30 protein-coding genes are annotated in these 25,785 nt (G+C 49.6%); 19 read left to right on the top strand and 11 right to left on the bottom strand.

Features of this window, described 5'->3' with window-relative positions; genetic code table 11:
• Positions 1-18: 18 nt before the first annotated feature.
• A complete protein-coding gene (locus tag D4L85_RS00365) occupies positions 19-432 on the top strand; it encodes an EthD family reductase (protein WP_119752450.1) in 414 nt (137 codons plus the stop codon).
• 12 nt (positions 433-444) lie between these two features.
• Here the strand turns inward: D4L85_RS00365 and D4L85_RS00360 are convergent, their stop codons facing one another.
• Complete coding sequence (locus tag D4L85_RS00360) at positions 445-1,260, bottom strand: oxidoreductase (RefSeq protein WP_119758595.1); 816 nt, start codon at positions 1,258-1,260, stop codon at positions 445-447.
• Positions 1,261-1,508: 248 nt separating this feature from the next.
• Here D4L85_RS00360 and D4L85_RS00355 point away from each other — a divergent pair, with 248 nt between their 5' ends.
• The 7 genes from D4L85_RS00355 (at position 1,509) to D4L85_RS00325 (ending at position 8,006) form a co-directional block, all read left to right on the top strand.
• Positions 1,509-2,414, top strand: coding sequence for a helix-turn-helix domain-containing protein (locus D4L85_RS00355; protein WP_119752449.1), 906 nt, complete (start codon positions 1,509-1,511; stop codon positions 2,412-2,414).
• Positions 2,415-2,555: 141 nt separating this feature from the next.
• A complete protein-coding gene (locus tag D4L85_RS00350; RefSeq protein WP_119752448.1) occupies positions 2,556-2,999 on the top strand; it encodes a DUF2147 domain-containing protein in 444 nt (147 codons plus the stop codon).
• Positions 3,000-3,175: 176 nt separating this feature from the next.
• Positions 3,176-4,156: an aldo/keto reductase gene (locus D4L85_RS00345; protein WP_119752447.1), complete on the top strand. Its 981-nt coding sequence runs from the start codon at positions 3,176-3,178 to the stop codon at positions 4,154-4,156.
• Positions 4,157-4,196: 40 nt separating this feature from the next.
• Positions 4,197-5,003 (top strand): helix-turn-helix domain-containing protein, encoded by an 807-nt coding sequence (locus D4L85_RS00340; protein ID WP_119752446.1) that lies wholly within the window; start codon positions 4,197-4,199, stop codon positions 5,001-5,003.
• A 29-nt stretch (positions 5,004-5,032) separates the two neighbouring features.
• Positions 5,033-5,848, top strand: a complete 816-nt coding sequence (locus tag D4L85_RS00335) for an AraC family transcriptional regulator (protein WP_119752445.1) — start codon at positions 5,033-5,035, stop codon at positions 5,846-5,848.
• A gap of 40 nt (positions 5,849-5,888) precedes the next feature.
• Positions 5,889-7,436, top strand: coding sequence for an FAD-dependent monooxygenase (locus D4L85_RS00330; RefSeq protein WP_119758594.1), 1,548 nt, complete (start codon positions 5,889-5,891; stop codon positions 7,434-7,436).
• A gap of 42 nt (positions 7,437-7,478) precedes the next feature.
• Entirely contained in the window at positions 7,479-8,006 is a 528-nt protein-coding gene (locus D4L85_RS00325; protein WP_160143442.1) for a heme-binding beta-barrel domain-containing protein, read from the top strand.
• A gap of 8 nt (positions 8,007-8,014) precedes the next feature.
• Here the strand turns inward: D4L85_RS00325 and D4L85_RS00320 are convergent, their stop codons facing one another.
• Positions 8,015-8,572: a hypothetical protein gene (locus D4L85_RS00320; protein ID WP_160143441.1), complete on the bottom strand. Its 558-nt coding sequence runs from the start codon at positions 8,570-8,572 to the stop codon at positions 8,015-8,017.
• Between the two features lie 205 nt (positions 8,573-8,777).
• Here D4L85_RS00320 and D4L85_RS00315 point away from each other — a divergent pair, with 205 nt between their 5' ends.
• Complete coding sequence (locus tag D4L85_RS00315) at positions 8,778-9,407, top strand: hypothetical protein (RefSeq protein WP_119752442.1); 630 nt, start codon at positions 8,778-8,780, stop codon at positions 9,405-9,407.
• A 23-nt stretch (positions 9,408-9,430) separates the two neighbouring features.
• On the opposite strand, the gene D4L85_RS00310 is transcribed toward D4L85_RS00315, so the two are convergent.
• Both D4L85_RS00310 and D4L85_RS00305 read right to left on the bottom strand, forming a co-directional pair.
• The gene (locus tag D4L85_RS00310) at positions 9,431-9,943 is read right to left on the bottom strand and encodes a PepSY-like domain-containing protein (RefSeq protein WP_119752441.1); all 513 of its coding nucleotides are present in this window, start codon (positions 9,941-9,943) and stop codon (positions 9,431-9,433) included.
• 112 nt (positions 9,944-10,055) lie between these two features.
• On the bottom strand, positions 10,056-10,400 hold the full coding sequence (locus tag D4L85_RS00305; protein WP_119752440.1) for a winged helix-turn-helix transcriptional regulator: 345 nt from the start codon (positions 10,398-10,400) through the stop codon (positions 10,056-10,058).
• Positions 10,401-10,466: 66 nt separating this feature from the next.
• Between D4L85_RS00305 and D4L85_RS00300 the strand changes: the two genes are divergently transcribed.
• Complete coding sequence (locus tag D4L85_RS00300) at positions 10,467-11,564, top strand: polysaccharide deacetylase family protein (protein WP_228450727.1); 1,098 nt, start codon at positions 10,467-10,469, stop codon at positions 11,562-11,564.
• On the top strand, positions 11,548-12,153 hold the full coding sequence (locus tag D4L85_RS00295) for a DJ-1/PfpI family protein (RefSeq protein ID WP_119752438.1): 606 nt from the start codon (positions 11,548-11,550) through the stop codon (positions 12,151-12,153). Before D4L85_RS00300 ends, D4L85_RS00295 begins: the two co-directional genes overlap by 17 nt.
• Positions 12,154-12,226: 73 nt before the next feature.
• On the opposite strand, the gene D4L85_RS00290 is transcribed toward D4L85_RS00295, so the two are convergent.
• The 4 genes from D4L85_RS00290 to D4L85_RS00275 are packed head-to-tail and all read right to left on the bottom strand — an operon-like array spanning position 12,227 to position 14,049.
• Positions 12,227-12,697: a hypothetical protein gene (locus tag D4L85_RS00290; protein WP_160143439.1), complete on the bottom strand. Its 471-nt coding sequence runs from the start codon at positions 12,695-12,697 to the stop codon at positions 12,227-12,229.
• The gene (locus D4L85_RS00285; protein WP_119752436.1) at positions 12,639-13,061 is read right to left on the bottom strand and encodes a hypothetical protein; all 423 of its coding nucleotides are present in this window, start codon (positions 13,059-13,061) and stop codon (positions 12,639-12,641) included. Before D4L85_RS00285 ends, D4L85_RS00290 begins: the two co-directional genes overlap by 59 nt.
• Complete coding sequence (locus tag D4L85_RS00280; RefSeq protein WP_119752435.1) at positions 13,062-13,487, bottom strand: hypothetical protein; 426 nt, start codon at positions 13,485-13,487, stop codon at positions 13,062-13,064.
• Complete coding sequence (locus tag D4L85_RS00275; RefSeq protein WP_119752434.1) at positions 13,480-14,049, bottom strand: RNA polymerase sigma factor; 570 nt, start codon at positions 14,047-14,049, stop codon at positions 13,480-13,482. Before D4L85_RS00275 ends, D4L85_RS00280 begins: the two co-directional genes overlap by 8 nt.
• 497 nt (positions 14,050-14,546) lie before the next feature.
• Here D4L85_RS00275 and D4L85_RS00270 point away from each other — a divergent pair, with 497 nt between their 5' ends.
• The 3 genes from D4L85_RS00270 to D4L85_RS00260 are packed head-to-tail and all read left to right on the top strand — an operon-like array spanning position 14,547 to position 16,785.
• The gene (locus D4L85_RS00270; protein ID WP_119752433.1) at positions 14,547-15,293 is read left to right on the top strand and encodes a hypothetical protein; all 747 of its coding nucleotides are present in this window, start codon (positions 14,547-14,549) and stop codon (positions 15,291-15,293) included.
• Positions 15,294-15,302: 9 nt separating this feature from the next.
• Positions 15,303-16,040: a carboxypeptidase-like regulatory domain-containing protein gene (locus tag D4L85_RS00265; RefSeq protein WP_119752432.1), complete on the top strand. Its 738-nt coding sequence runs from the start codon at positions 15,303-15,305 to the stop codon at positions 16,038-16,040.
• A 19-nt stretch (positions 16,041-16,059) separates the two neighbouring features.
• Positions 16,060-16,785 carry a carboxypeptidase-like regulatory domain-containing protein gene (locus tag D4L85_RS00260; RefSeq protein ID WP_160143438.1) on the top strand — a complete coding sequence of 242 codons (726 nt, stop codon included), beginning with the start codon at positions 16,060-16,062 and terminating at the stop codon, positions 16,783-16,785.
• Between the two features lie 73 nt (positions 16,786-16,858).
• Here D4L85_RS00260 and D4L85_RS00255 read toward each other — a convergent pair whose 3' ends face one another.
• Together D4L85_RS00255 and D4L85_RS00250 are read right to left on the bottom strand one after the other, a co-directional pair.
• Entirely contained in the window at positions 16,859-17,272 is a 414-nt protein-coding gene (locus D4L85_RS00255) for a response regulator (protein ID WP_160143437.1), read from the bottom strand.
• 213 nt (positions 17,273-17,485) lie between these two features.
• Positions 17,486-18,334, bottom strand: a complete 849-nt coding sequence (locus D4L85_RS00250; protein ID WP_160143436.1) for a WG repeat-containing protein — start codon at positions 18,332-18,334, stop codon at positions 17,486-17,488.
• 363 nt (positions 18,335-18,697) lie between these two features.
• On the opposite strand from D4L85_RS00250, the gene D4L85_RS00245 reads away from it, so the two are divergent.
• From D4L85_RS00245 to D4L85_RS00235, 3 genes are all read left to right on the top strand, one after another.
• Entirely contained in the window at positions 18,698-19,087 is a 390-nt protein-coding gene (locus D4L85_RS00245; RefSeq protein WP_119752428.1) for a response regulator, read from the top strand.
• A 23-nt stretch (positions 19,088-19,110) separates the two neighbouring features.
• Positions 19,111-20,694, top strand: coding sequence for a sensor histidine kinase (locus D4L85_RS00240; RefSeq protein WP_160143435.1), 1,584 nt, complete (start codon positions 19,111-19,113; stop codon positions 20,692-20,694).
• 157 nt (positions 20,695-20,851) lie between these two features.
• The gene (locus D4L85_RS00235) at positions 20,852-22,042 is read left to right on the top strand and encodes a winged helix-turn-helix domain-containing protein (protein WP_119752426.1); all 1,191 of its coding nucleotides are present in this window, start codon (positions 20,852-20,854) and stop codon (positions 22,040-22,042) included.
• Position 22,043: 1 nt separating this feature from the next.
• Here D4L85_RS00235 and D4L85_RS00230 read toward each other — a convergent pair whose 3' ends face one another.
• Positions 22,044-24,377: a glycoside hydrolase family 3 protein gene (locus D4L85_RS00230; RefSeq protein ID WP_119752425.1), complete on the bottom strand. Its 2,334-nt coding sequence runs from the start codon at positions 24,375-24,377 to the stop codon at positions 22,044-22,046.
• Positions 24,378-24,742: 365 nt separating this feature from the next.
• Here D4L85_RS00230 and D4L85_RS00225 point away from each other — a divergent pair, with 365 nt between their 5' ends.
• Positions 24,743-25,318, top strand: a complete 576-nt coding sequence (locus tag D4L85_RS00225) for a YceI family protein (RefSeq protein WP_119752424.1) — start codon at positions 24,743-24,745, stop codon at positions 25,316-25,318.
• Between the two features lie 220 nt (positions 25,319-25,538).
• Positions 25,539-25,739 carry a hypothetical protein gene (locus tag D4L85_RS00220; protein WP_119752423.1) on the top strand — a complete coding sequence of 67 codons (201 nt, stop codon included), beginning with the start codon at positions 25,539-25,541 and terminating at the stop codon, positions 25,737-25,739.
• The last annotated feature ends 46 nt before the right edge of the window (positions 25,740-25,785 follow it).

The following is a 25,785-nucleotide window of genomic DNA, read 5'->3' as shown; positions in this document are numbered from 1 at the left end:
TTTAAAAAATCAACTGACATGAAAGCAAAAATCAGCATCCTCGTGGCCGTCCTCGGACTTTTAGTGGGTTGTCAGCAAACTAAATCGACGGAGACCACCAAAATAAAAAAGGGCATGATCAAGGTAGCCATCTTCTACCCAAACGGCGAAGGCAAAACATTCGACATGGATTATTATGCCAGCAAGCATATGCCCTTGGCTGCAAGTTTATTTGGCAATTCCTTAAAGGCATTGTCCATCGACAAAGGAATCGCTGGAGGAGGGCCGGATGCGCCGGCCCCGTATTTAGCTATCGGCTACTTTTATTTTGAGACGATGTCATCGATGCGAAACGCGGTGGGACCAAACTCAGAAAAACTTAGAGCAGATGTTCCAAACTACACCAACATTCAGCCTATCATTCAAGTGAGTGAAGTGCATACGGTTGAGTAGGCAGTGGCTTTTTTACATCTGGCTCATGACAATTCCATCAAAGAGTCTGTCTCCCAGGTAGATTCTCATCCAAACCATAGGCTTGGCAAATTTTCCGACCCGGTACCGTGTCTTTGGTTTTTTACTGCTGACAATTTTTGAGACGGTGTTTGCAATAACAGAGGGGCTTGAGGAACCACCTTTCTCAGCGGCTTTTTTAGTGCCTTCAATGATCTTATTGATCATAGCCGAGTAAGCGCTTTTTGTCGCATATTTTGATATGCCGTCTACCAAAACATGACCAAATTCCGTGGCGATAAATCCTGGCTCAAGAACGACTACCTTAATATTGAATGGCTTTAATTCCAGCCGCAGGCAGTCACTCAATCCTTCAACGGCATGCTTGCTGGCATGATACCATGCGCCCATCGGAAAATACATTTTACCACCCATAGACGACGTATTGATGATCGTGCCTGCCTTCGCTTTACGCATATACGGAACCACAACCTGTGTTACTGCCGCCATGCCGATCACGTTAACCTCCAACTGCCTTCTGGCCTCGTCCAGTGCGACATCCTCGACAGAACCATACAGGCCGTATCCCGCATTGTTCCAGAGCACATCTATTTTACCTTCTTTCTTTATGATCAGGTCTACTACACTTCGGATGTCTTCGATATTCGTGACATCCATTGGCACCGGAAATCCGCCCAAGGCTTTTAAGTCCTGCATTTGATCAATTCTCCTGGCGGCTGTGTAGACCGAATGACCTTCCTGGATAAGGGTTTTAGCGGTTTCTTTTCCCATTCCGGAGCTTGCTCCTGTAATTAAGATGACCTTTTTCATGTTTCTTTTGGTTTGAATACTTACGCCAAAATTGGCATGATCCATTCGCCTGCATGAACACAAATTCGGGATACTTATACACTTTTCCCGAAGATACCATAGCCGTAAAAAGTGTTCAAATAAGGGTGATTTATGTTATCCCAGCTTGACAAGATCGCATACTTTTATCTGTCGATATAAGAATTAAATTGAATAGGACTTGGTAGTTTAGTCCAAATTGACTTCCATATCCAAAATAAAGGATAGAGATGAAAGACATTGTGAGAGTAACTTCAATAACCCAATTGCATCAGGCTTTTGGACTTGCCAAGCCAACGCATCCCCTTATTTCAATATTGGATGTGTCCAAGTGGGTCATTGGGAAGGAATGGGTAGGCGTAAAAGCAACCTCTGACTTATATTCCATTGCATTAAAGGATGCGAGTTGCGGACTGGAATATGGACGAAACAGCTACGACTTTGGTGAAGGCGTGTTGATCTTCACGGCCCCCCATCAGGTATTGATGAAAACCAAGGAACAATCACAAGGAGAAGTCAATGGATGGATGCTTTTCTTTCATCCAGACCTGATCCGCAATACGACGCTTGGGCAGAACATCGATCACTATCATTTCTTTTCGTATGATGTTCACGAGGCCCTTCACCTTTCCGATGCCGAGCAAAAGATCCTTACGGATTGCATCAATTTGATCGATAAGGAGATCAAGGAACGGATTGACAACCACAGCCAGCGCGTGATTGTGTCAACGCTTGAGCTACTCCTCAACTACAGTCAGCGGTTCTATGAACGCCAATTCAATACGCGTTCAGCACAAAACAAGGATGTCGTAAGTCAGTTTGAACGATTGTTGAAGGAATACTATAATTCCGGAAGGTTTACAGAGACGGGCACCCCTTCGATAGACTTTTTTGCTGAGCATATCCATCTATCGGCAAATTACCTGAGTGACCTGCTAAAAAAAGAAACAGGGTATAGTGCCAAAGACCACATCAGTAATTTCGTCGTTGAAAAGGCAAAAACACTTTTATTAAGCGACAACGATTCGATCAGTGGAATAGCCTATAAGTTGGGATTCAATTATCCACATTATTTCAGTCGCCTGTTCAAATCAAAAACAGGGATGACGCCACAAGAGTATCGCGAGATAAATTGAACCGATGCGTTAAGGAGACTTGCCCGGCCTCCTTTTTCATGATGATGCAACATTTCTGTGATTTGTGTTTATCCTCCTGCCTTTGGTGTTAAAGTTTGCGCAGCAGCGGTTCCACTTTTGTGCAAACAAAAACGCGATACTATGAAAGCACTAAATCTTACATTTTTCTTGTTGCTTGTTGCCGCCATTGGTGCGAGCGCACAAGTAAATCAGAAGGCCATTATGGGGACCTGGGAATCCGATGAAAAGGACGTTCGCATGGAGATTTTCAAAGAGGGGGAGGAGTACAAAGGAAAACTGTTGTGGGGGAACAAAGTGGTTGAGCCAGACGGAAAGACTTCAAAGAAAGACTTGCAAAATCCAGATGAAAAGCTTCGGTCGAGACAAATCCTCGGTATCGTAAGTTTGACCGGACTTAAATGGGATGGTAAAGAATATGTAGATGGCAATATCTACGACCCGCCGAGTGGCAAAACGTATGAATGCAAAGCATGGGTGGAGAAAGATAAGTTTTATTTACGTGGCTTCATGGGCATTTCTCTTCTAGGAAAGACCGTTGCTTGGCACCGATACGAGTCTCAGTAGGTATTCAGGTATTCGTTCGGGCAACAACTCACGATCAAATCTCACAAAGGTGCCTGCGCCGTCCAAATTAGGATGGGAAAGGGTGAGCCACCTAGACAAGTAAATTGAGCCATGAGAGAAATGAACTTCGGAGCACAACGCAGATCTTTGTGTCGTTAATCAATAAAATATTTGCTATGACAACGACAACAACGATAACAAAAATAGCTCTCGGTAAAAATGGTCCGCTCGTATCGAAGCTCGGCCTGGGCTGCATGCGCATGTCTTCCGTTTGGGGAGGCCCGGTGAATGACGAAAGCGAAAGCATTGCGACCATTCAGATGGCATTGGACAGCGGCATCAATTTCCTGAATACCGGAGATTTTTACGGCAGTGGCCATAACGAATTGCTGGTAGGCAAAGCCATCAAAGGCAGAAGAGACGATGCCTTCATCAGCGTCAAGTTTGGTGCGATCTTCTACGGCGGTCATTGGCTTGGGTTGGACCTCCGTCCGATGGCCATCAAGAACTTCATCAACTATTCGTTGGTACGTTTGGGTACAGATACCATTGATCTTTATCAGCCGTGCAGACTGGATAATAGTGTTCCGGTGGAGGATGTGATCGGAACGGTCGCCGACCTGATCAAAGAAGGAAAGGTCCGTTACCTCGGCGTGTCTGAGATCACAGCCGATCAACTTCGCAAGGCGCATAGCGTGCACCCGGTAACGGCATTGGAAATAGGCTATTCGTTGGCCGATCGCCAAATAGAGCGCGACCTGCTTCCTGCTGCCAAAGAACTGGGTATAGGGGTTGTAGCCTTTGCCAATACGGCCGAGGGCTTACTGACCGGTGAGATGAAAGCACCCCTGGCCGCGAATGACTACCACAACCACTTCTCGCGTTTTCAAGGTGACAATCTGATAAAGAACCTGGCGAAAGTCGAAGTGTTAAAAGAAATGGCAACAAAAAAAGGACATACGCCGACACAACTGGCGATCGCATGGGTGAATGCACAGGGTGATGATTTCATGCCCTTGGTAAGCATGAGCCGGAGATCGCGACTGCCGGAAAATATACAGGCCATGGAGATCGTCTTCACGCGGGAAGAGATGAATGCCTTGAACACGCATTTTTCGTTGGGGGCGATCGTCGGCGGTACATACCTGCAGCGGTAGTGCGACTTGGCCGAAAATCCATTTTTCATACCTTTACGCAGTGACAAATCCAAACGAAATACTTCCGGGGATTATCTTTTTCTCGTATCACTCGTCCGTGCGAAAGGAGAAAGTAGCATTCCTGGAGCACAATACCCTGGTCTTGCAGGTTTCCGGTATTTTTACGTTGGAAACGGCTGGCCAAAGGATCTCCATGGGACAGGGTGAGATGTTGCTGATCCGAAAAAATCAATTGGGAGAGATCACGAAGACACCCGTCAATGGTGAGGATTACCAGACCATTGTCATTCGCCTGAAAGACGACCTGCTCAGGACGATTGCGCTGGAAGAACGCATAGAGATCGGACAGAAATACAACGGTACACCCAACATCCTCATTCCCGGAAACGATTTTCTGCGGGCGTTTTTTCAATCCGTGATTCCCTATGTGCGGCATCCGGAAGAAAAGATAACGCGTGCGCTGGGCCTGTTAAAAGTAAAGGAGGCTGTACAATTGCTTCTGTATACCAAGCCCGAACTCAAGGAATTACTGTTCGACTTTTCCGAGCCTCATAAGATGGATCTTGAAAGATTCATGCTCAGCAATTTTCATTTCAATGTTCCCGTTGAAGAATTTGCGCGGCTCACGGGAAGAAGCCTCGCCGGGTTCAAGCGTGACTTTCAAAAAACATTCGGTGGATCCCCCCGGCAATGGCTGCAAGAAAAACGGTTGACGGAGGCCCGGCATCTCATAGAGAAAAAGCACAAGAAACCCTCGGCCATCTATCTCGACTTGGGATTTGAAAGTCTTTCTCATTTCTCGCATTCTTTTAAGAAGCGGTTTGGTAAGGCGCCTACCGAGCAGTAGCAATACAACCCTAATGGCTATCTTTCAAAATGCACCAAGAATTTGAACCTTCCGAAGCGCTACAGGATACCATAAAATGCTTTTGGTATGACCGGAGAGACTATGGAGAACAGCAATCAAGTTTTGAGGTAGTGCCGGATGGCTACGCTGAAATTATTTTTCATTTCGGAAGCCCCTGCAGCATTGCGCACGAGGGAGGCTTGCAGCCCCTGCCATCACCGTTCATGGTGGGGCTGCTCGATCAGCCGGTTCTCTTTTACTCAAAAAACCGTTTAGAGATCATCGGTATCCGGTGCTTCCCTTGGACCGTGTTCGATTTGCTCGGACTGCCGTCGGGTAAAGTCGGCGTGCACACCTTTGAGCATCCCATCGCGCAGCTTCAACCCGCGTTGAATACATGGATGGAAGCGGGCAAGATAGAGGAGGCGGTGGCACAGGTTAAAGCGTATTTCTTGAATGCACGGTCGCAGGTGGCTGTAGACAGTATGCTCTTCAAAGCGGGCGTTGCCATGCGCGAAGCCAACGGCACCCTGCCGGTGAGTCAGGTAGCGGCGGCGGCACATGCAACGGTTCGTACATTAGAAAGGAAGTTCAAGCAATCTTCTGGCCATACGGTGAAAGACGTGTCTGCTCTCATGCGCTTTGAGCAGGTGCGAAACCGACTATGGCATGAGCCAGATTCCAGCCTTGCCGGGATAGCGCATGAGTTAGGCTACACAGATCAGTCCCACCTCAGCAAAGAATTCAAACGTTACAGCGGCACCACGCCGGCAGCCTTCGCGCGAAAAGCAAAGAAAAGGAAACAGGCGGTGAGCAGCGATTTTGTCGCGTTTGTACAAGCCTAACGCAAAAGCGTTCCGGAATTTTGTGTTTCAATCATTCGATATGAAAGAGACACTTGAAAGCAAAAAATCCACACACGATCATTTTATTCACGATGTAATCATTTCCGGCGCAGGGCCTGTCGGACTGTTCCTCGCCTGCGAACTGGCCTTGGCCAACTGTTCCGTCCTGGTACTGGAAAAAGCAGAGGATCCTTACTCACCTTTAAAACGACTTCCTTTCGGGATCCGGGGACTTTCGGCGCCGACGATTGAAGCGCTTTACCGCCGTGGGCTGTTAAAAGAACTGGAAGTACATAAGCGTCTTAAAAACCCACACCAAAATGCCAAACAAGGAGCGCAGCGTCAGGTAGGGCACTTCGCCGGCATTCCCTTTCTGGAAGGCCATGTTGACCCATCTCAGTGGACGTATCGCCTGCCAAGCTCAACCGACGCCAGTTTAATTTCTGAAATGGAGGAACTTGAAACGGTGCTGGCCCGCCGTGCAGAAATCTTGGGTGTAGCGATCAAGCGCGGAGTTGCGATCACGGACTTTCATCAAACCGGGAATGGAGTAACGGTGCAGACGAGTGACCAAACTTTTCAAAGCCAGTGGCTCGTGGGGTGCGACGGAAGCCGCAGCGTGGTTCGCAAGGTGGCCGGCTTTGATTTTGCCGGCACAGAACCGGAATTTACCGGCTACACTACGCAGCTCGACATGGCCGACCCGGAGAAGCTCAACCCAGGCCGAAACGTGACGGCTACCGGCATGTACTTGCAATCCCAACCCGGCTACGTGATGATCCAGGATTTTGATGGCGGCGCATTTCACAGTTCAGGGAAGCCCATCACGCGTGAACACGTGCAACAGGTGCTGCGCCGCGTCTCGAACACCGACGTCACGATCAACACCCTCCATATCGCCACCACCTGGACCGACCGCTCGCGGCAAGCCACAACCTACCGCAACGGACGGATCCTTTTAGCCGGCGATGCTGCACACATTCACGCACCCTTGGGAGGTCAGGGACTCAACCTTGGCCTGGGCGATGCCATGAACCTGGGCTGGAAGCTCGCCGCCACCATCCACGAGAAAGCGCCGGAAGGTTTGCTGGACAGTTATTATACCGAACGGTATCCCATTGGCGCGCAAGTGCTGGATTGGTCCCGTGCCCAGGTCGCCATCATGAAACCCGACCCTCATGCCCGCGCGCTGAACGCCATTGTCCGCGACCTGATCAACACACGCGATGGTGCCACCTATTTTGCTGGACGCGTGTGGGGTGTTCACACACATTACGATCTCGGTGGCAGCCACTCATTAGTAGGCCACAGCGTTCCCAACTTTGAGTTCGATGACGGTGCAAGCATCGGAGAGTTCATGCACGATGGGCAAGGGGTGCTGCTTGATTTTGATGGGAATGCTTCGCTTAAAGATTTGGCGAGTGAGTATGGCGACCGGATCAAGTATATCGCAGGCACTGCAAAAGATCGATTTGCGCTAAGCGCAGCATTGATCCGCCCTGATGGGATTATCGCCTGGGCCGCTGACAACGCTATTGATGGCAGCGAACTTCAAAAGGCTGCTGCGCGGTGGTTTGTTTGCAATTGAGTTTTCTTAGTATGAAATTGTATGGAAATCGGATTGAATAGTATGAAGAAATTTATCGCACTTCTATTCTTTGCGCCGATCCTATCGATGGCGCAAAACAAACAGGACAGCGTTTGGCTTCCACTGAAGTTCATGATCGGCAAATGGCGTGGAACGTCCGAAGGCCAGCCGGGAAAAGGAACCTACGAGCGCAGTTATGAGTTGGTGCTTAATAAAAAATTCATTGAAGTAAAGAACAAATCGACTTACCCGCCTTCAAAAGATAATCCAAAAGGGGAAGTTCATGAAGATCATGGATTCATCAGCTATGATAAGGGCCGAAAGAGCTTCGTGTTGCGGCAATTTCACATGGAAGGATTTGTGAATCAATTTAAGAACGAATCCATCTCACCCGATGGAAAGACCATAGTGTTCCTATCGGAGAGCATCGAAAACATACCCGCTGGATTTCGGGCAAAGGAAACGTACCAGGTGATAAGTGAGAACGAGTTCATCGAAACATTTGAACTTGCTGAGCCTGGGAAAGATTTTGAATTGTATTCAAAGGCGACGCTTAAAAGGGTAAAGTGAAGAGTAATCTACTTCCTACTCGCAAATTCCATTTGCCCCTTCCAATTATCCTTGCTCACGTGAATAAGAAAGAACAGCGAAATCGAATTGCGCCTTTCATGTACGACCAAACTGTTATCGGCCGGCCCGACACGGAACCGCTGGAAGTTGTAGTGAAAGAACAAAGGAAAAAACGGAACGAGGACCATCTTTTGTCGGGAATAAAAATAACCGTGCTTATATTTCCCATGGATCGTCTTCGAACGCACTGGGCCCCGCTCGTCACAGAGGTTAAACGTGATCTCATCCTTGCTGGTGGGATTGACGTCGATGTATAAACTGTCCCACGTCACGGTCGCCCGCGTGTCGCCTTTGCGCAGTGAACCTTGATAGGGGGCGACAATTTCCCACAGCAAGGGTGCGTAGATGTCGGGTGTTTTGTTTGTGTATTGGCCGGCAAGGGATGCAGGGGTATCGCGATAGGTAGCATGTGCCATGGGTTGACCGATCTCGCGAAGAGGTGTGCAGGCGGCGAATAGCAGGGGGGTCAGGAGCCAAATACACCGTGTAAGTCGAGTGAGGGTCATTTTGGTGGGCGATGTCAGTAGTGAAGATCGTGAAAAAAGTAAAAAATTAAAAATGGGGGACTTTGGTTTTTCATCTTAACTTTTTACCCTAACTTCTTTTATGAAGCATCCCGGATCAGTTATGAGCCGGAGCCAGAAATAGATCGAGACAAATATCACTTGCTACATTTAGTTCGTTGATCTCTGTGACGCTATTAAAAAGGATATGATTAAGTTAACGGCGATAGTCATTCTATTTTTATTTAACCTCAGTTTGTTGGCACAAACCAATGCCCGTATAAGGTTTAAGGTATCAATCGTTCAGGATGGTGATACATGCGTGGTCGACAACAATGTTATTAGACTAAAAAAACAGCCGTTCTTCTTTGAGGTAGTTATGAATGATCTTGTGGATCTTTGTGTGCAGGCAAGCTTTGACTCTTCCGTATATATCCAAGCTAAGAAGGGCGTGGCGTCGAAGAATCTAAGGGGCTTTCGATACGGTCAAGCGATGGCTTTTGGGGTAAATAATAAGGAGAAGAGTATTGGCGTCACCAACCAAGCACATAATGGTTGGTACTATGAAAGTGATTCAATCCAAAGTTTTACGGAGTCTAAGTGGAATCTAGATATGGTCGAAGGGAAGATTCAAATCGATACGTTGAGTATAGTCATTTATCCAAACGTAGGGGATCCTAAAGTTATAAACTTGCCGATTGAAGGAGTTAAAACAGATCTATTTTTGGTATTTGTGGATCGTATTTGTGGCAGATACGCGAATAAGGATCACTACTATTGTCAAACTAGTCATTTAGTTGACCTGTACAGGACAACTTGCAAAATCGTTTGGGAGTGATCGCATTTGCGTTGGCCGTACGTCTAGTCGCTATCGTCGACCTTGTCTTTCCCCTTAGCTTTGTCTTTATCCTTATTCTTATCCTTATCACCAGACTTGTGTTCCTTTTGTTTTTTCACCGTGCCATCGGGCAGGAAGACCACTTCCAGTTTTTTTCCTTCTTTCTTCAATTTCATTTTGTATAACACGCCCTCGGGCGACTCGACTTTTTCAGGATCGTCAATCTCGTAGCCGGCGAAGTTTTTGGAAAGGGACGACTGAATGGCGGCGGGGAGGTCGGTCTTCTTGATGTTTGTTTCGGTGGAGAGCCAAGTGCCGTTCTCATCGAAGTTGGCCGATTGCTTGTTGTTGTCCACCATGAATTTCGCCTCGTAGGCTTTTTCATCTTCTTTTTCCCAAGCCACTTGCTTGGCTGCGGGGAAACGCTTGGTCAGGGACGCTTTTACAGCAGCGGGCACTTTGTCGTCGGTCAATTTCTGCGCTTGTGCCGTCAGGCCCAGCAGGGCGACAAGGGTTAAGGTTAAGAGTTTTTTCATGTTGTAGTTATATTTTAAGCCTACAAAAATAGCGACTGATGTTGTGGGATTTCTGCGTGTGGGGACGATGTGTGAAAAATTTTGTTCGTGAGAAACGCGACAAACGGCAAGCCTATGAATGCTGCGGTTGGTTTTTCCTGACCGGCAAGAGATGCAGTGCCTCTACCGCTTTGAAGATCGGAATAAATTCCAAGCCCAATTCGGTCAGGTGATATTCGACGTGCAGGGGCTTTAGTTTGATCACTTTTCGTTCGAGGATATTGCTCTCCTCCAACTCGCGAAGCGCGTTGGTTAATCCTTGGCGGGTTGCTTCGGGAAGCAGCTTCACCATTTGTCCGAACCGCACGGGGCCTTCTGTCGCGTAGCGAAAAATACAAGGCTTCCATTTTCCGGTCAGCAATTTTAATAAATACTCTTTCGGGCATTCGGCCAAGGTGTTGTTCGCGGTGGTAGTCATATTTTTTTGACTTATTGATAAGGTCTGAAACTGGCGTTTACTTGCATCGAAGTTAAGCTTTATTACATGAAACAAATAATAAAAATAACGCGTGCCTTTTTGACGCGCCGATCACATCAGGTCGTAATGATCGTGTTGACATGGGTCGTGACCAGTGTCCAGGGTCAATCTGTTCAAACGTATGCGGAGAGGTTGGGTTGGAAGGAGAATGACCGGGTAATTATTTTTCATGTTGACGATGTGGGGATGTCGTATGAGTCGAATCAGGGTGCGGTGCAAGCGCTGGAGAAGAACCTGGCAACTTCGATGAGTGTGATGATGCCTTGCCCTTGGGTGCCCGGCATTGTCAGCGAGATCAAACAACATCCCGGATGGGATGCGGGACTGCACTTGACCCACACCTCGGAATGGACAACGTATCGTTGGAGCCCGTTGTCCGGAATAAAAGCAACACCGGGACTGGTGGATACGGAAGGTGCACTATGGAATAACGTGCCCGACGTGGTGGCGCATGCTTCTGCCGATGAGATCGAGATGGAAATACGGGCGCAATTGTCGAGAGCAAGAAGGATGGGGTTTGCGCCTACGCACTTGGATACGCATATGGGAACATTGTGGTCTACGCCGGAATATCTTGAGCGTTACAGTAAGATCGGCATCGAAGAACATATTCCCATTTTGTTGCCGGCCGGGCACAACACCTTGTTGCTGGAACAGATCCATTCCGGCCCACTGCAGGGATTGAAGAAGCTAACGGCAGGGGATGCTCAGGCACCGGACAACTCCTTTTTCTTAAAGGCGATTCAAAAGGCCGGCGAAAAACTTTGGCAAGGTGGCCTGGCGGTGGCCGACGATCTATATATCTCAAGCTACGATTGGGAATTCCCGCCCGGCGTCGAACCTACTGATGAGAACCTTCGCAAATTCAAACGCGACAAATACAAGGAATTGCTGCAGTCGACAAAACCGGGCATCACGGTCATACTGCTGCATTGCTCCGATGCAAAAGATACCTTCAAAAATATAAGCGACTCCGGTCATACGCGCCGGGCAGATTTGCTTGCCATGACGGACCTTGGATTGAAATCGTTTTGTGAGAAAGAGGGATTTATTCTCACGACATGGAGGGAAATGCAACAGCGAAGAGATGAGATTTCTAAGTAAGCTAATGGATAGCGATAGGGTGGAAAAGAAAACAACAATAGGATTGGTTCTATTTCCTGATTTCAATATGCAGGATATTGTCGGGCCTTATGAGATCTTTGGGCGGACCAGCAAATTTGTGATTTATACGATTTCCGAAAACACGCAGTGCTTGAGAACTTCCGGCGGGTTATCGGTAAACGCTGATTTTTCATTCGATGAATGCCCCTTACTCGACATACTTTTTGTGCCCGGAGGAAAAGGCATCAACGGGGCCATCGAGAGGGGAGCCTACAACGGGTTTCTGCAGGAGCAATCCAAACACGCAAAATTTGTCGTGGCGGTTTCCCTCGGTGCCGTGTTGTTGGCATCTTCCGGTGCGTTAAAGGGCTATAAGGTGACTACCGCCATCCCGTCCCTTCCGTCATTGGTGGAAATGGGTCTCGTGACGGTGGAAGATCCGATTGCCATAGACGGGAATAGAATAACAGGAGGTGAAAAAATATCGGGGGCAGACGTGAGTTTAGCACTGATGACCTTGATAGAAGTGGAAGAGAGGATTAGAGTCGACAACTATCGCAAGCGATTGGTTGAAAGAGCTGGATGGTGAGCCATGTTACCTTGCCCTTCGTTGTGGAGAAAACTTCTGCAACGTGAGTAACAACGAAAGCTGCAATAATTTACTAATACTGAAGCTCACAGCACTTCGCATATACTCCGTGTTCATCCGCTTTATAAAAAGTCACCACACCGCTATGCGCTTCTTTGCTGATGGAGTCGCGAGCTCCAATGTTATTTTCGTGGATGAATTTCCCGATGTCCAGCTCATATTCAAAAATTTCACCCGTTTGATATTGCTTAATGGCTAAGGTAGAGCTCCCCCGGCGCAGTCCTTTAACTTCCACCAGTACGCCGCTGAACTTCCGGCTCATAAAGTCGGCGGTTTTTTCCATCGCTCTGTTGGTGTTGATGATGAGGGACGTGATGGTGTACACCAACAGGAGAACCGACGCGATGAATAGGATCTTGATCGGATTTTGAGAAGGAGTCATAAGTGAACGGAATTTATAGGCCCACAGGATTTCTGAAAGGTTTCTAATTTCTCCTTCCTCTTCCACCGCGGGGGCCGTGTCCATGCCATCTTTCTTTTGCATGCTCATCGAATTTCTCGAGCCGGCTCCACTGCTCCTCCGTGACGATGGGATGAAGTTGCGTTTTCACAGAGTCCAATACGCGCTTGGCCTCGGCGTTTGCCGATTGTTCGATAGAGTCGAGCCGCGCGGCAGCCCAGTCGGCTATGGGTTTGAATTTGTCTTGTTGCTCGCTGGTGGGTTGCACAACCTTGTTGAGTGTTTGGACAAACCAATCACCCTTTCGTTCGGGCATGGGGCCACCGCGTCCCATGCCTTGTCGCCGGTCGAATTTGTGGAAGAGGCCCGGCACAAGTAGGCCAAAGAAGACGCCGATGATGAGGGTGGCAATCAAAATGCCAATGGATTTCATACGTTCAGTTGTCATTTATAGATCATTTAATGTTTCATAAAAATCGAAGGGCACTTGTTGTTCCGGTGGCGTGCTGGTTTCCTCTTCAATGCCCAGCACCGATTTCCAGCTGCTCTGTTCCGAAAGGGCCACGTTCAAAATGAGCAACGCCACCACCACACCGACGGCGGCGAGTTGAAATTTCTTGAACATGCCAAAGAGCTGCCGGTCGATGACGGCGCCGGTGTTCTGAAGTTTGTGCATCAGCCGGGAGGCAAAGTATGGCCCGAACGTGGCGGGACTGCTCGCGCGAAGAACATCCCGGGTGGTTTTATATTGCGCCAGCGAACGGGCCCAATCGGGATGTTCCCGAAGGGCGGTCAGCAACCGGTCTTCATCGGCGGGAGCCAGCTTCTGGTCGAGCGATAAAATATAGAGGTCTTCCGTTTCTTGTTTATTCATAACCTTCCTTTCTGGCAATGACTTGTTTCAATTTTTTTTGCGCCCGGTAAAGTCTCGACATCACCGTACCGACCGGGATCTCCAATACGGCCGCCGTTTCCTGGATGGAATAGCCTTCGATCATTCTCAGCGTGACCACCGCCTGAAACTCGGGGTCCAGTTGTTGAAGTTCGTGATAGAGCATTTCCTTCAGGTCCGTCGCAGATTCTTCCGCTTGGCTGTTTTCACCTTCTTTCAACGGACCAAACAATTTGAATTTCCTCTTTCGCTTCTTGCTTTCGTTGAGCGATAAGTTGATGGCAATCCGGGTGACGTAGGTTGAAAGCGATGCGTCGCCTCTGAATTTTTCCAGCGATTCAAAAAGCCGGATGAACACTTCCTGTCCCACGTCGGCCGACTCGGGGGTGTCGCCCAGGATCCCTTTCACGACACCGGCCACACGGGCTTCGTGTCGTTCAACGAGGGTTCGAAAAGCTGTCATGTCGCCATTTCTTGCTTCTTCGATCAGTTGAATGTCTCCTTTGCGTTGCTCCATTTTTTCGGCCAGCGGTGGAATTACCATATTGCCCTCGCCTGATTATTTCTTGTGATGGTCGCCGTTTCAAATAATGATCCCTTAATGCCCAGGCGTCTTTTGCCGCAAGTGCCACGATGTGACTTTGGGTAGCCTGACCGCAGAATTTAAGGCCCATTTTCCATTAGACAACTCAACCGGGCTAAATATTCCCGGCCTTTTGGAGAACCTTATATTTATTCAAACCCCCTGCCTGTGAGTTTATAAAATAATTCTACCTTTGGGCGCGATTTGAATTGTTGGATGTCCTCTCCATCCATATCGATAGCAGTAAGTTGTATTTGGCGCTATGAGGTTCGTTTTTGTATGCAGAAGCTTATTTTTCCGGGACTAAGGCGCATAGCAGCCCCCGCTTTGTATTGCTCCGCCTGCCCTTTCGGCCTTGCCGACCAACCTAATCCAGCCTGCTATGCGCCGGGCCCTATTTCCGCTGCCGGCGGGCGTGTCTTTGATTGCATTTTAAGAGAACCAAAACCAGTCGCATCATGAAGCGAAAAATACTATACGGCATCTGTCTATTGGGATGGATGGCCGCGTGCAAGGATGAAAGAGAAGAGCGTATGGTGAAGCTCCCGGTCAACGTGAAGGCGAGTGTTTCGCTATATGATCAATTCGGAAACTATAGCTCCGACGCCCTTGGTGGAACATCCGTGGCGATGAAGGCAGGCGCCACCCCCGTGGCCGACGCGGTGACCGATGCCGACGGCCTTTGCAGTTTGCAAGCCACCACGGGAACCTATCATTTCGAATGCAGCAGAAATGGGTATGCAACGGTGGTAACGCAACCCTATCAACTCCTGGGAGGCAGTAACGCTTACCCCGTGTACACGTACCTGCGCGAAGTGTCGACGACGCGCTTTGAGGCCGTGGCCCTGTCGATGTTCGGCGGAGAGCTCACCGTGATTGCTACAGTATATCACGATTATCCTTATCCCATACTAGGAGGCAATTACTATCCCATCGAGGGCATTGCCTTTATGAGTACTTCACCCGATGTGAGCTCCACGAATTACATGCAAGCCATGTCGTTTCCCGTGCAGGTGAACAGTGGCGAAACCTCTATGCAAAGTTATTATCCCTCGTCCATTTACTTTCCCAGTGGCTCAACCATTTATGTCCGGGTTTATGGCTTGGCCTACAACGACTACGGCACTTACGATGCGCAGACCCTAAAGCGTACTTACACCACGCTTGGCCCTGCATCGGCCACGGCCGAAATCCTCGTACCCTAATCCTCCGTTATGAAATCGAACTATTCCTATATTCTTTTTACCCTCCTTCTTTTGTTTGCGGCCTGCCGCGAGAAAGAGATCGTCGAGATTGGTGGTACAGGCGTGTTGAAGGGCACGGTGGCGTGCTATGACAGCCCTTACTACGGAAGTAACGGCGACGGCTTTGTGAACATCACCGTGGAGGGAACCGAACCGTTGCGAACCCTGCAAACCGACGCGGCGGGAAATTTTCAGATCGACAATCTTCGCATGGGTACCTACAACCTGGTTTTTGAACGCGCGGGCTATGGCACGAGTCGGGTGCAGGGTCTCGCCTTCGTCGGGGGCGATGAACCGCTGGTGACGTCGTTCGTCCTCTACAAGCTTCCCGCAGTGGAGATCACCGACTTTAAGCTGAATGTCATCAAATACAATAACGTGTGGCTGGACGCAACCGTGCAGTTCGATTCCCCCGATAACCCGGTGATCCGGTCAGGGTTCATGCGCTTTTATCTCAGCGACGCGCCCGATGTATCGCCAACCCGCTATCGCGAGACCATGACCACGCCTTTCGATATCAGCAGCGGCTATGCGCGCACGAGTTTTACATTGAATACCAATGTATTCCCGTCGGGCACAGACCTCTATGTTGTAGCCTATCCCTGCGCCGACGAAGCACAGAATTACATCGACATGGACACCGGCACCAGGATCTTTACGAGCGTCGGTCCGAAGGGGTCGTCTGCTATCAAAATACTGGTTCCCTGAGAAAATGAAGACTGACAACATGAAAAAAATATCCATACCCTTCGTCCTGTTTCTGGCCCTTGCCGCGTTTGCCATGCCGGGCTGTGAAAAAGAAAAGACGGTGTCCCTTCGGGGCGATGTGATTGGCTTTGTAAAACTGATCGATGAGAAAGGCAATCCGCAGCGCGACAACGGCAATGCGAAAGTGACCGTGGGTGAAAACGTTGCCACGTCGACCACGGAAGCTTCGGGTAGATTTGAAATGAAAAATGTTCCCGTTGGGACCTATACCATGACGTTTGAACGCGAAGGCTATAGCGTGAAAAAGCAATTCAACCAACTCCTCGCCGGCGGCAACGAGCCTGCCGTGGTGACGGGCATTACGCTGGTGCAATTTCCGACCATAGCAGCCTCCGATATCAAAGTCACTTCCGACGGGTACTTCGTCACGGCCACAGGAACCCTGAACCCGGCGGTTGATTTTTATCTCATCCGTCTGTATGTCAACGACAGTTCCAATGTGTCGAATGAGCACTACGATTTTCAAGGCGGATCGCAAGGTTGCTGCGGTAGCCTCAAGGGATTTCAAGTATCGGCCAGTTCCTACCCCGTAGCTCCTCCCCGAAATACCAAGCTTTACGTCGCCCTGTATGCCTCATCCCAGGCCAACTCCGGTGGCACCTACAGCTACTACGATTACACGTCCAACCGGTGGATCGATCCTACAGAGAAAAAACTCGGCGATCCTATCGAGGTGATTTTTTAAGCGATGGTGCTGGCAAACGAAGGGTGGGAAAGATATGCGGGCATGAACACGCCCGGTCAAGAGAATTGATCTACTAATGTTTTTTCAGCGCTTGAACCATCGGCTCCGGAAAAATGATTTCCTTCAATTGGTCGATGCGGATCGGTTTGGTGAAAGACATGATCTTGTATTTTTCATAACCGTCCAGTGGAATGGGATCGGCCGAGGTGCTGACCAGGACGATCTGGATGCGTTCCTTTCCGGGGAAAATCAGCGTCCGGAAAGCTTCCAGAAATTCTTGTCCATTCATGCCCGGCATCTCCGAGTCCAGGAGAATATAGTCGGGTAGATTGCGTTCGCCCGCGATGCAGGCGTGGATGTCCTGGAGGGCTTGGGAGCCGTCTTCGGCCATGCGGATTTCAAAATCGGGTCTAACCGCCAACAATAAACGCTCGTGCATGAACCGAAAAAATGGATCGTCATCGACCAGAAGAATTGTTCTTTTCATCAAGGTGATTGTTGTGTAGGACTTTTGAGTAGAGTCGAAAAAATGCATAAGGTGCGTAGTCCAACTCCAAGTTACGAGGAATTTCGTTAATTCAGAAGGATTCTGTAAATAAAAGTGCGACGCCATCCCAGTCCAAGTGGGAACCATGACCTTCACGAAGGACAACGATGGTCATAAGGGCCCATAGCAAATTTGAATAGCCACCGCGGAGTACTACTCCACGCTCACATACCCCCACTTCCCATTTCGCTTCGCAGGCATCAATCCTTCCGATGCTTCACCCACCTCCTGGGCGCCGGGAAAGCGCGGATCGGTCTTGGGTTGGGATGCAGGTTTGTCGGCGGCCGGTGGAGACGTTACAAATTTTCCGGTTTTGTCGATCGTCTTCGGTGTGCTGCTGCCATCGTACACGGTGGCATAACCTCCTTCGAAGGGGTTTCCCTGGTTGAACGTGTGGGGGATCACCGTCTTCCCGGTCTTGTCGATATAGCCTGCCTTGTCGTGGAGGTACACCGCGGCGAGGCCGTCGGAGAAGGGCTCTGCACCAGGAGCATTCTTCAGGTTGTCGTAGAGGAAGGGGATGACTTCTTTCCCGGTCTTGTCGATGTAGCCCCACTTCTTGGTGGTGGCGCTCTGGGCGGCGATCAGTCCTTCGGAGACATCGAGCAATGAAAAATATTTGAGGGGGAAAACATAGGCTCCTGTTTTGTCGATCAATCCCATCAGGTTCTTGTCCACTACGGTGGCCACGCCATCCACAAAGTCGTGGGCGTAGGAGAACCGGGGCTTGATGGCCAGTTGGCCGGTGAGATCGAGATAGCCATATTTACTGTCGGGCATTTTGATGGCGGCCAGGCCGTCGGAAAATCGGCCGACATCGTTCTTGCGATAGCCGCGCAAGATCTTTCCGGTCTTGTCGATAAACAACAAACTGTCGCGCAGCGTGACGTGCGCCACGCCGTTGGTGAAGGCGCTGGCGTCGTCGTAGGTCGGCTTAATGGGCCACTTCTTTTGGGCGGCAACCGGGACGAGGGAGACCACAACGAGTAAGAGCGATATCATCTTGCATTTCATGGGATAGGAGGATGGGTTGGGAAATAGATCTGTATAAAGATAAAAAAGCCCGGCGCATTTCTGATCATACAAAACGAGCCGATCCCTCCGGATCGGCATGTCTGATCCATTTTACGGAAAAATGAATTGTTTATAAGTCGCTTATTTTCAATATGTTGCGAGATTTTTAGAAGAAAAACGCCACCCTGCCAGTGGAGCGGATGGTTCTCGGTCTTGCCTCCTGTTGGATTAGGTTGGTCTCAAAAGGATTTTTAGCCGGGCATCCGCCGAAGGGCCTGAAAGGAGGATTTGTTAAAGCGATGTACTTCAAAATAGCGTAACTTAAACTCTTAACCGTACAAGTTGAACAAAATGATAGTTTGCTTGCTTATTGATGATGACCAGGACGATCAGGAAATTTTTTCCATGGCCTTGGAGGATATAAACCGCGACATCCAATGCATCATGGCGAGCAACGGTATTTTAGCATTAGAGAAATTGAAGGCAAAAAAGCCTCTGATCCCCGACTATATTTTCATCGATGTGAACATGCCGAAGATGAATGGTATAGAATGCTTGCAGGAGATCCAAAAGCTAGACCATTTGAAGCATGCCGACGTGTTTATGTACTCCACCTCCTCGGATGAAAAGATGATTGAGAAGAGTAAAGCCCTTGGAGCAAAGGACTTCATCGTCAAACCCCCCGGGTTGACGCTGTTGACCGAAAAATTGTTACAGGTTTTTAGCAAGCGAGCCGGATGATGAGCACCCCAAAAACGTCTTCTGTGGGAACGAACCTTGAACAGGTGATCGAGAAGTTGAGAAAGAGCGAGGAGCGGTATCATAAAATGATCGCCGAAGTGGAAGACTATGCCATCATTCTCCTGGATGTGGACGGTATCATTCAAAATTGGAATCGGGGCGCTGAGAAGATCAAACAATACAAGGAGGCGGAGATCGTCGGAAAACATTTTAGCACCTTCTATTTACCCGAAGACATCGAGAATAATCTTCCGGAAACCTTATTGGGGCTTGCCCGGGAAAATGGCCGAGCCGCACAGGAGGGGTGGCGGAAGAGAAAGGACGGGACAAGATTTTGGGGAAGCATCACCATCACCGCACTGCACGACGATGACGGTGTCGTGATCGGATACTCAAAAGTGACACGCGACCTGACGGAACGAAAAATCGCGGAGGACCAGCAAAACCAAGTCACCGAACAACTGAGGGCCCTGAATACTGAATTGTCGCTGAGCGAACAGCGCTATCACCAAATGATCGCCGAGGTTCAGGATTATGCCATCATTTTTCTTGACCCGTCGGGTAACATTGTGAATTGGAATACCGGTGCCCAGGTCATCAAGGGATATTCCAGTGAGATCATTGGAACGAATTTTAATGTATTCTACACCCCCGAGGACCGAAAGCGAAAATTGCCGGAGACGCTGCTGGAGCATGCTAAAACACACGGCAAGGCAAACCATGAAGGATGGCGTGTGAGAAAAAACGGATCTACCTTTTGGGGCAACACCGTGATCACGGCGCTGCACAACAAGTCGGGTGAATTGATCGGATTTTCGAAAGTGACCCGCGATTTGACCGAGAAGAAAATGGCAGAGGACCGGCTGGTTGCCTATGCCAACGAGTTGGAGATCCGGAACCGGGAACTGGAACAGTTTGCCTATGTCACGTCCCACGATCTGCAGGAGCCTTTGCGAAAGATCAGGACCTTCACCGAGATCATTCAAAAAAATGCCGGCGACTCCGCCGTGGTGAGTCGCTATTTTGAAAAAATAAACCGGGCGGCCGAGCGGATGACCAACCTCATCAAATCCGTGCTGAACTATAGCCGTTTGTCGAGAGACAATGCAGGATTTGTCGATGTGGACTTGAACGAGATCATGGTGCAAGTCCAGGCCGACTTCGAACTGCTGATCGCGGAAAAAAATGCCACCGTACACGTCGGCAAGTTGCCGGTCATCCAGGGGGATTATCAACAGCTTGAACAATTGTTCTCGAATCTGGTGAGCAATGCGTTAAAGTTTACGGATAGTGATCCCGTTATTCAAATTCAATCCAAATTCGTCAACCAGGAACAGATCGTTGGCGGTCCCGATCATCTCCCGGAAGAGCGGTACGTGGAGATCCTGGTCGCCGACAACGGGATCGGATTTGAGCCGAAGTATGCGGATTTGATATTCACCATGTTTCAACGCCTGCAAGACACGCAGGACTATGCCGGCACGGGCATCGGTTTAGCGCTTTGCAAAAAGATCATCGAAAATCACCGCGGGTTCATAACGGCCACCAGCGAACAAGGAAAGGGAGCAAACTTCTATGTCTATTTTCCCTATAAAGCCCAATCCTGACGAGGGATGCTGCACGTATTTTTAAAATCCCTATGGAATAAGGAGCGATATTATTTTCTGTAAAAAGTAAATCCTATTTTCCACCCTACACGTTATTAAAATTTGAATTATTAGTCGCGGCCTGTCGCGCCCATCCAAAAAGTTGTTAATTCATCGCATGGACAAAGTCATCCTCACCCCATCCCAAGCCCGGAAAATCATTCTTCACGCCACGGGACTATCAAAGCGCGCGCAGTTTGGCAAAGGCAAGGAGGCGGTCTTTAAGCTTATCGACCACCTTGGCTTTGTTCAGATCGACACCAACTATGTGGTTGAGCGGGCCCATCATCACAGCATTGTGTCGCGGGTGCCCGACTACAAACCGGAGTGGCTCGACCAACTTCAGGCCGACGGACGGATCTTCGAATTCTGGACGTTTGCCACCGGCTACATCCCCATGCGCGACTTCCGTTTTTCGCTGCCGGTGAAGGAAAGTTTTGCGGCCCGGAGAAAAGAGTTGACCACAACAGAAGTCAACCTGATGAAGAAAGTGCTCGACCGGATCTCGCGGGAGGGGCCGCTCATGGCGCGCGATTTTGAGAATGACCGCGTCACCAAAAGTTCGGGCTGGTGGGATTGGCGTCCTTCGAAGCTCGCCCTCGAACGCCTTCACCTCGACGGGCGACTGGTGACCACCCGCAAAGATAATTTTCAGAAAGTATATGACCTGCCCGAAAACATCCTCCCGCCCGACGTGGACATGTCCCTGCCCACCGCCGAAGAATTTGCCCGCCACATCATCTTGCGTGTGTTGAAAGCGTTGGGCATTGCCTATGCCAAAGAGATCGCCTGGAGCGCCCGGTTTGTGAAACACTCCATCAAGACGGAATTGGAGAAACTTGTTGAAACCGGCGAGATTTGCCGCGTAGAGATCGCCGGTCTGAAAGGACCCCTCTACATGCTTCCAGAGTATAAAAAGAAGAAGATCACCGTGTCCGGCGAAGCGTTCATTCTCTCCCCGTTCGATGTGTTAAATGTTTTCCGGCATCGCCTGAGAGATTTTTTTGACTTCGACTACCAGGTCGAATGCTTTGTGCCCGCCCCCAAGCGCAAGTATGGCTACTTTTCGCTGCCGATCTTGATCGGCGACACCTTTGTGGCCCGCATGGACTCAAAGGCCGACCGAAAGCAGCGGACATTGACCATCCACAACCTGCACTTCGAACCGCTCAAGCTCACCAAACCGATGGTCGCCAAGGTGTGCGATGCACTGCAGGCCTTTGCAAAATTCAATCAATGCGATGCCATCGTCATCAAAAAATCAAATGATGCGTCGCTTTTGAAAACCGTTCGGAAAGCGGTGTCGTGAGTTAGGGCTTGAGTGTTTTCTTTTTGTAGTGCGCGGTGCGCTTGTCGTCGATCACACCTTTCCAGTTTAATCCATACGCAAAGTCATAGGCGTTTCCTTCGCTATCGACATGCACTTTCATGTCATGAGGCACGTCTTCCTGTTGTTGTTCCACCGTCTCCATGTTCAGCGGCATTTGCACGGGAAGCAACCCCGAGGGTTCGGCGGCGCCTGTCAACAGGTCGAGGATCGCCTGGTTCATCACGCCAAAGCCGTAGACAATACCATCGACCTGGGGTTCGAATTCCTGAAACACCATCGGCTTGTTGCCATCCACCACAACGATGACCGGTTTGTTGTTCATCGCCGTCTTCGTGTCCAGAATGGATTTGAGATCGGTGATGTTGGTGGCCGTGGATGCTTTTCCTTTATAGGAACGATTGGTGATGGTAGGATCGATCACCGGGTCGCCGGCGGCAATACTTTTTTCACGCGAGGCGGTGGAAGTGTAGGGGCCATATTGAAGGCTGATGGGCACATAGCCATTGCCGCCATTTTCGCGATCAGCTTTGTTGTAGCCCACACCACCTTCCGGACTCTTCACAAAGACGATGGCGACGTCGGCTTTTGCAGGATCATCGATAACAGTAAAGTATTTTTTTGCCATGTCCATACTCACCGGGTATTCGATCTTCTCCGGCGTAACGTTCCCAAACCAATCGCGTCCGGCGGGGACCGTACGTTTCGGGATATATACGGCCGTGTTCTTTTTCAGAGGCAAGACGTGTCCTTTGTTTTTCAATAAGATGAGCGATTTCAGTTGGGCTTCATACCCTGCCGTCATGTACTCCGGACTGCCGACCACGCTTTTTGACAGCTGCGGATCCAGGTATGGATTTTCAAAGAGCCCAACGTTGAAGATATTCTTCAACAGTCGCACGGCCGATTCTTCAAAGCGTTTGCGCATGAACGGTTCACCATGTTCTTTCACGCCCATCTGGTAAGCTTCCAGCACCGGGCCAACGGCGTTGTTTCCTCCAAACTGATCCACACCGGCCATGATCACTTTGTAATGGCGCTGTGCCACGGTGAGCGACTCAACACCCCAGGATTTGCCGGCAAAGATGTCGGGTGTTTTTCCTTCGTCGCCCGTGATCAGCCAATCGGTACACACCACGCCGTCGTAGTTGTATTTCTTTCTCAACAAATCGGTGATCAGGTATTTCGAAAATCCGTTGCCGACATTTTCGTGGTTGACATGATCCTGATCATAAGAAATCGTGTAATAGGGCATGACGGCGGAAGCCATTTTTGTTTTACCCGATAGATTGAACGCTCCCTTCACGAAAGGGACGAGGTGTGTTTCAAAATTCTTTCCGGGATATACGGCAAACTTTCCATAGGCAAAATGGCCATCGCGTCCACCTTCTTCCGGTCCGCCACCGGGCCAATGTTTCACCATGGCGTTCACGCTTTGGTATCCCCAGCCATCTTTTATTTCTGCACTTCCCGAAGAGGTCTGGAACCCATCGACATAGGCTCGCGCCATATCGGCCGAGAGGGTAGGGTCTTCTCCGAAGGTTCCGTTGATGCGGTTCCAGCGGGGTTCGGTACCCAGATCGATTTGTGGCGACAACGCTGTCGCGATGCCCAGTGCCCGGTATTCTTTGGCGGCGATGGAACCAAATTTTTGAACCAGTGCGGGATCGAATGTGGCTGCCAGCCCAAGCGATATCGGCCACATGGAGATCTTGCCCCCGCTACCAAGATTATATTCCGTGTTGGCCACGGCGCCGTGACGCGGATCTGAACTGGTGTTGGCGGGAATGCCAAGACCCATGCCCTCGACGAAGGATTGTACGTTGTTGTTCCACCTGGCGGCAACCTCGGGGCTTTCCACGGAAGTGATCAGGATGTGCCTTAGGTTGTCGGTGGTGAGAAAAGTTTTTTGCTGGTCCGTAATGTCGGACGACAGCAGCCCGCTCTCGGCGAGGGGTTTGCCATTATACGTTCCGGCTCTGAAACCACTCGACTGTGCAGGGATGGACTGGTGCCCGCTGTAGAGCATCAACCCGGCGATTTGTTCTACCGACATTTTTGCAGCAAGGTCCTTTGCGCGAACATCGGCCGGTAGCCGCCAGTCTTCGTATTTGTCGAGCACATTGTTTTTATTCAGATCCTTGAACGCTAACCCATCGACGGTCAGCAGCTTCACTCCGGAGTTTAAAGCATATCCCAGGGTTTGTCCTTTCGGGTTAGTGACCAGGGAAAATCCGTCGTTCTTTTTTTCGGTCCAGGTTTGTCCAACCGAAACCAAAGCCCACAAAAGGGCGGGGAGTATGAGAAGTCGTTTCATAGGGGTGAGGGCATAGCCCGCTTATCAATGTGTCGAATTTACACAATATATGGAAGGAAGCCCCGGTTTGAGGCTGACATTAGATCGATCCGGGAAAAAATTCGACGAATCGGTGCTTTTTAGAATTTTTGAAGTGCGCGCACACAGCGCCCAAGGTGTTGCGATCAAACGATTGTTGCGTGGTCGTACGCATGAATAAAATCAAAAGAAAAATTCACGCCAGTCACCGTGTATAAAAGCAAACTGACTTGGAAAGGAATTCTCCCGGAGGTGCGCATCGAATTTGTTAACGAAAAGTTAACGATCATTGCCCGCGCAAACTTTCAGAAGTCTTCGTGTTACATTTACACATTAAAAATCAATCTATGAAAAAATCTATTATTCTTTTTGCTTCGCTTTTTTCCACAACGTTCATGTTTGCCCAGACCACCTGGACGATCGACAACGGCCACTCCAAAATTGGTTTCAGCGTAACCCACATGGCGGTTGCCGAGACAGAGGGGAAATTCAATGAGTACAGCGGAGCCCTGGTGTCTAGGAATGAAAACTTCGACGGCGCCGAAATAACTTTTTCCGCAAAAACGGCTTCGATCGACACCGAAAATGAACGCCGCGATGGCCACTTAAAGTCGCCCGATTTTTTTGACGCTGCCAAATATCCCGACATCACCTTCAAAGGCAACCTCGTAAAAAGCGGTGCCAAGTATAAACTGAAAGGCGACCTGACGATGCACGGCGTGACAAAGCCGGTTGAGTTTGAGGTTAGCGGCGGCGCCACGGTGAACACCGGACGCGGATTCAAGTCGGGTTTTAAATTCACCGGAACGATCAGCCGCAAAGACTTCGGCTTGACCTGGGCCAACACCACTCCCACAGGAGAGATGGTCGTGAGCGACGAAGTGGAACTGAACATCAAAATCGAATTGGACAAGAAAGCCTAACGGCGACACAACGCTATAGAAAAAGCAGCAGGAATTTCCTGCTGCTTTTTTTATGGAGAACAAATTGCCACGACAAACACAATCGATTGTGGAAATCCGCGGACGACACGCGTTGCATCAGCAGAATCGCGGATTAACGTACATCCCTCTGTCCAATAGCCCGGGTTGTAATACATTTGTCAGCAACATGTATAGTTGTTCATACAAAAACGCGATTTCTATGTCAACCCGAAATGATATCGAACGGAAGGCATCTATGTTCACCATGAACGGATTGGTGGACCCCAGGTTGATGCCCGATGCTGTAGTGCACCAGACGACAAGCCGCCCCGGAAATTCAAACACCGATGCCTTTGGCATGTGGCGGGGAATGGTTCAACGGCTCTTCGGCCGCGTGAGCAAAGGCAATGCAGGGCTTTGATCAAACCAGACTTCTTACCCGGTGTTGCTATGACGCCGCGGTGAAG

Origin of the sequence: Chryseolinea soli (assembly GCF_003589925.1) — a bacterium.
Taxonomy (GTDB): domain Bacteria; phylum Bacteroidota; class Bacteroidia; order Cytophagales; family Cyclobacteriaceae; genus Chryseolinea; species Chryseolinea soli.
This window is presented reverse-complemented; position numbering and strand designations above follow the sequence as displayed.

Coding starts and splice junctions, on each gene's coding strand:
- D4L85_RS00345 (WP_119752447.1), top strand. CDS start 3,176: ATGACAACGACAACAACGATAACAAAAATAGCTCTCGGTAAAAATGGT.
- D4L85_RS00285 (WP_119752436.1), bottom strand. CDS start 13,061: ATGACAACTGAACGTATGAAATCCATTGGCATTTTGATTGCCACCCTC.
- D4L85_RS00280 (WP_119752435.1), bottom strand. CDS start 13,487: ATGAATAAACAAGAAACGGAAGACCTCTATATTTTATCGCTCGACCAG.
- D4L85_RS00365 (WP_119752450.1), top strand. CDS start 19: ATGAAAGCAAAAATCAGCATCCTCGTGGCCGTCCTCGGACTTTTAGTG.
- D4L85_RS00250 (WP_160143436.1), bottom strand. CDS start 18,334: ATGATATCGCTCTTACTCGTTGTGGTCTCCCTCGTCCCGGTTGCCGCC.
- D4L85_RS00260 (WP_160143438.1), top strand. CDS start 16,060: ATGAAAAAAATATCCATACCCTTCGTCCTGTTTCTGGCCCTTGCCGCG.
- D4L85_RS00355 (WP_119752449.1), top strand. CDS start 1,509: ATGAAAGACATTGTGAGAGTAACTTCAATAACCCAATTGCATCAGGCT.
- D4L85_RS00360 (WP_119758595.1), bottom strand. CDS start 1,260: ATGAAAAAGGTCATCTTAATTACAGGAGCAAGCTCCGGAATGGGAAAA.
- D4L85_RS00235 (WP_119752426.1), top strand. CDS start 20,852: ATGGACAAAGTCATCCTCACCCCATCCCAAGCCCGGAAAATCATTCTT.
- D4L85_RS00245 (WP_119752428.1), top strand. CDS start 18,698: ATGATAGTTTGCTTGCTTATTGATGATGACCAGGACGATCAGGAAATT.
- D4L85_RS00295 (WP_119752438.1), top strand. CDS start 11,548: ATGAGATTTCTAAGTAAGCTAATGGATAGCGATAGGGTGGAAAAGAAA.
- D4L85_RS00225 (WP_119752424.1), top strand. CDS start 24,743: ATGAAAAAATCTATTATTCTTTTTGCTTCGCTTTTTTCCACAACGTTC.
- D4L85_RS00310 (WP_119752441.1), bottom strand. CDS start 9,943: ATGAAAAAACTCTTAACCTTAACCCTTGTCGCCCTGCTGGGCCTGACG.
- D4L85_RS00255 (WP_160143437.1), bottom strand. CDS start 17,272: ATGAAAAGAACAATTCTTCTGGTCGATGACGATCCATTTTTTCGGTTC.
- D4L85_RS00325 (WP_160143442.1), top strand. CDS start 7,479: ATGAAGAAATTTATCGCACTTCTATTCTTTGCGCCGATCCTATCGATG.
- D4L85_RS00300 (WP_228450727.1), top strand. CDS start 10,467: ATGAAACAAATAATAAAAATAACGCGTGCCTTTTTGACGCGCCGATCA.
- D4L85_RS00330 (WP_119758594.1), top strand. CDS start 5,889: ATGAAAGAGACACTTGAAAGCAAAAAATCCACACACGATCATTTTATT.
- D4L85_RS00220 (WP_119752423.1), top strand. CDS start 25,539: ATGTCAACCCGAAATGATATCGAACGGAAGGCATCTATGTTCACCATG.
- D4L85_RS00275 (WP_119752434.1), bottom strand. CDS start 14,049: ATGGTAATTCCACCGCTGGCCGAAAAAATGGAGCAACGCAAAGGAGAC.
- D4L85_RS00315 (WP_119752442.1), top strand. CDS start 8,778: ATGATTAAGTTAACGGCGATAGTCATTCTATTTTTATTTAACCTCAGT.
- D4L85_RS00230 (WP_119752425.1), bottom strand. CDS start 24,377: ATGAAACGACTTCTCATACTCCCCGCCCTTTTGTGGGCTTTGGTTTCG.
- D4L85_RS00270 (WP_119752433.1), top strand. CDS start 14,547: ATGAAGCGAAAAATACTATACGGCATCTGTCTATTGGGATGGATGGCC.
- D4L85_RS00290 (WP_160143439.1), bottom strand. CDS start 12,697: ATGCAAAAGAAAGATGGCATGGACACGGCCCCCGCGGTGGAAGAGGAA.
- D4L85_RS00350 (WP_119752448.1), top strand. CDS start 2,556: ATGAAAGCACTAAATCTTACATTTTTCTTGTTGCTTGTTGCCGCCATT.
- D4L85_RS00305 (WP_119752440.1), bottom strand. CDS start 10,400: ATGACTACCACCGCGAACAACACCTTGGCCGAATGCCCGAAAGAGTAT.
- D4L85_RS00265 (WP_119752432.1), top strand. CDS start 15,303: ATGAAATCGAACTATTCCTATATTCTTTTTACCCTCCTTCTTTTGTTT.
- D4L85_RS00320 (WP_160143441.1), bottom strand. CDS start 8,572: ATGACCCTCACTCGACTTACACGGTGTATTTGGCTCCTGACCCCCCTG.
- D4L85_RS00335 (WP_119752445.1), top strand. CDS start 5,033: ATGCACCAAGAATTTGAACCTTCCGAAGCGCTACAGGATACCATAAAA.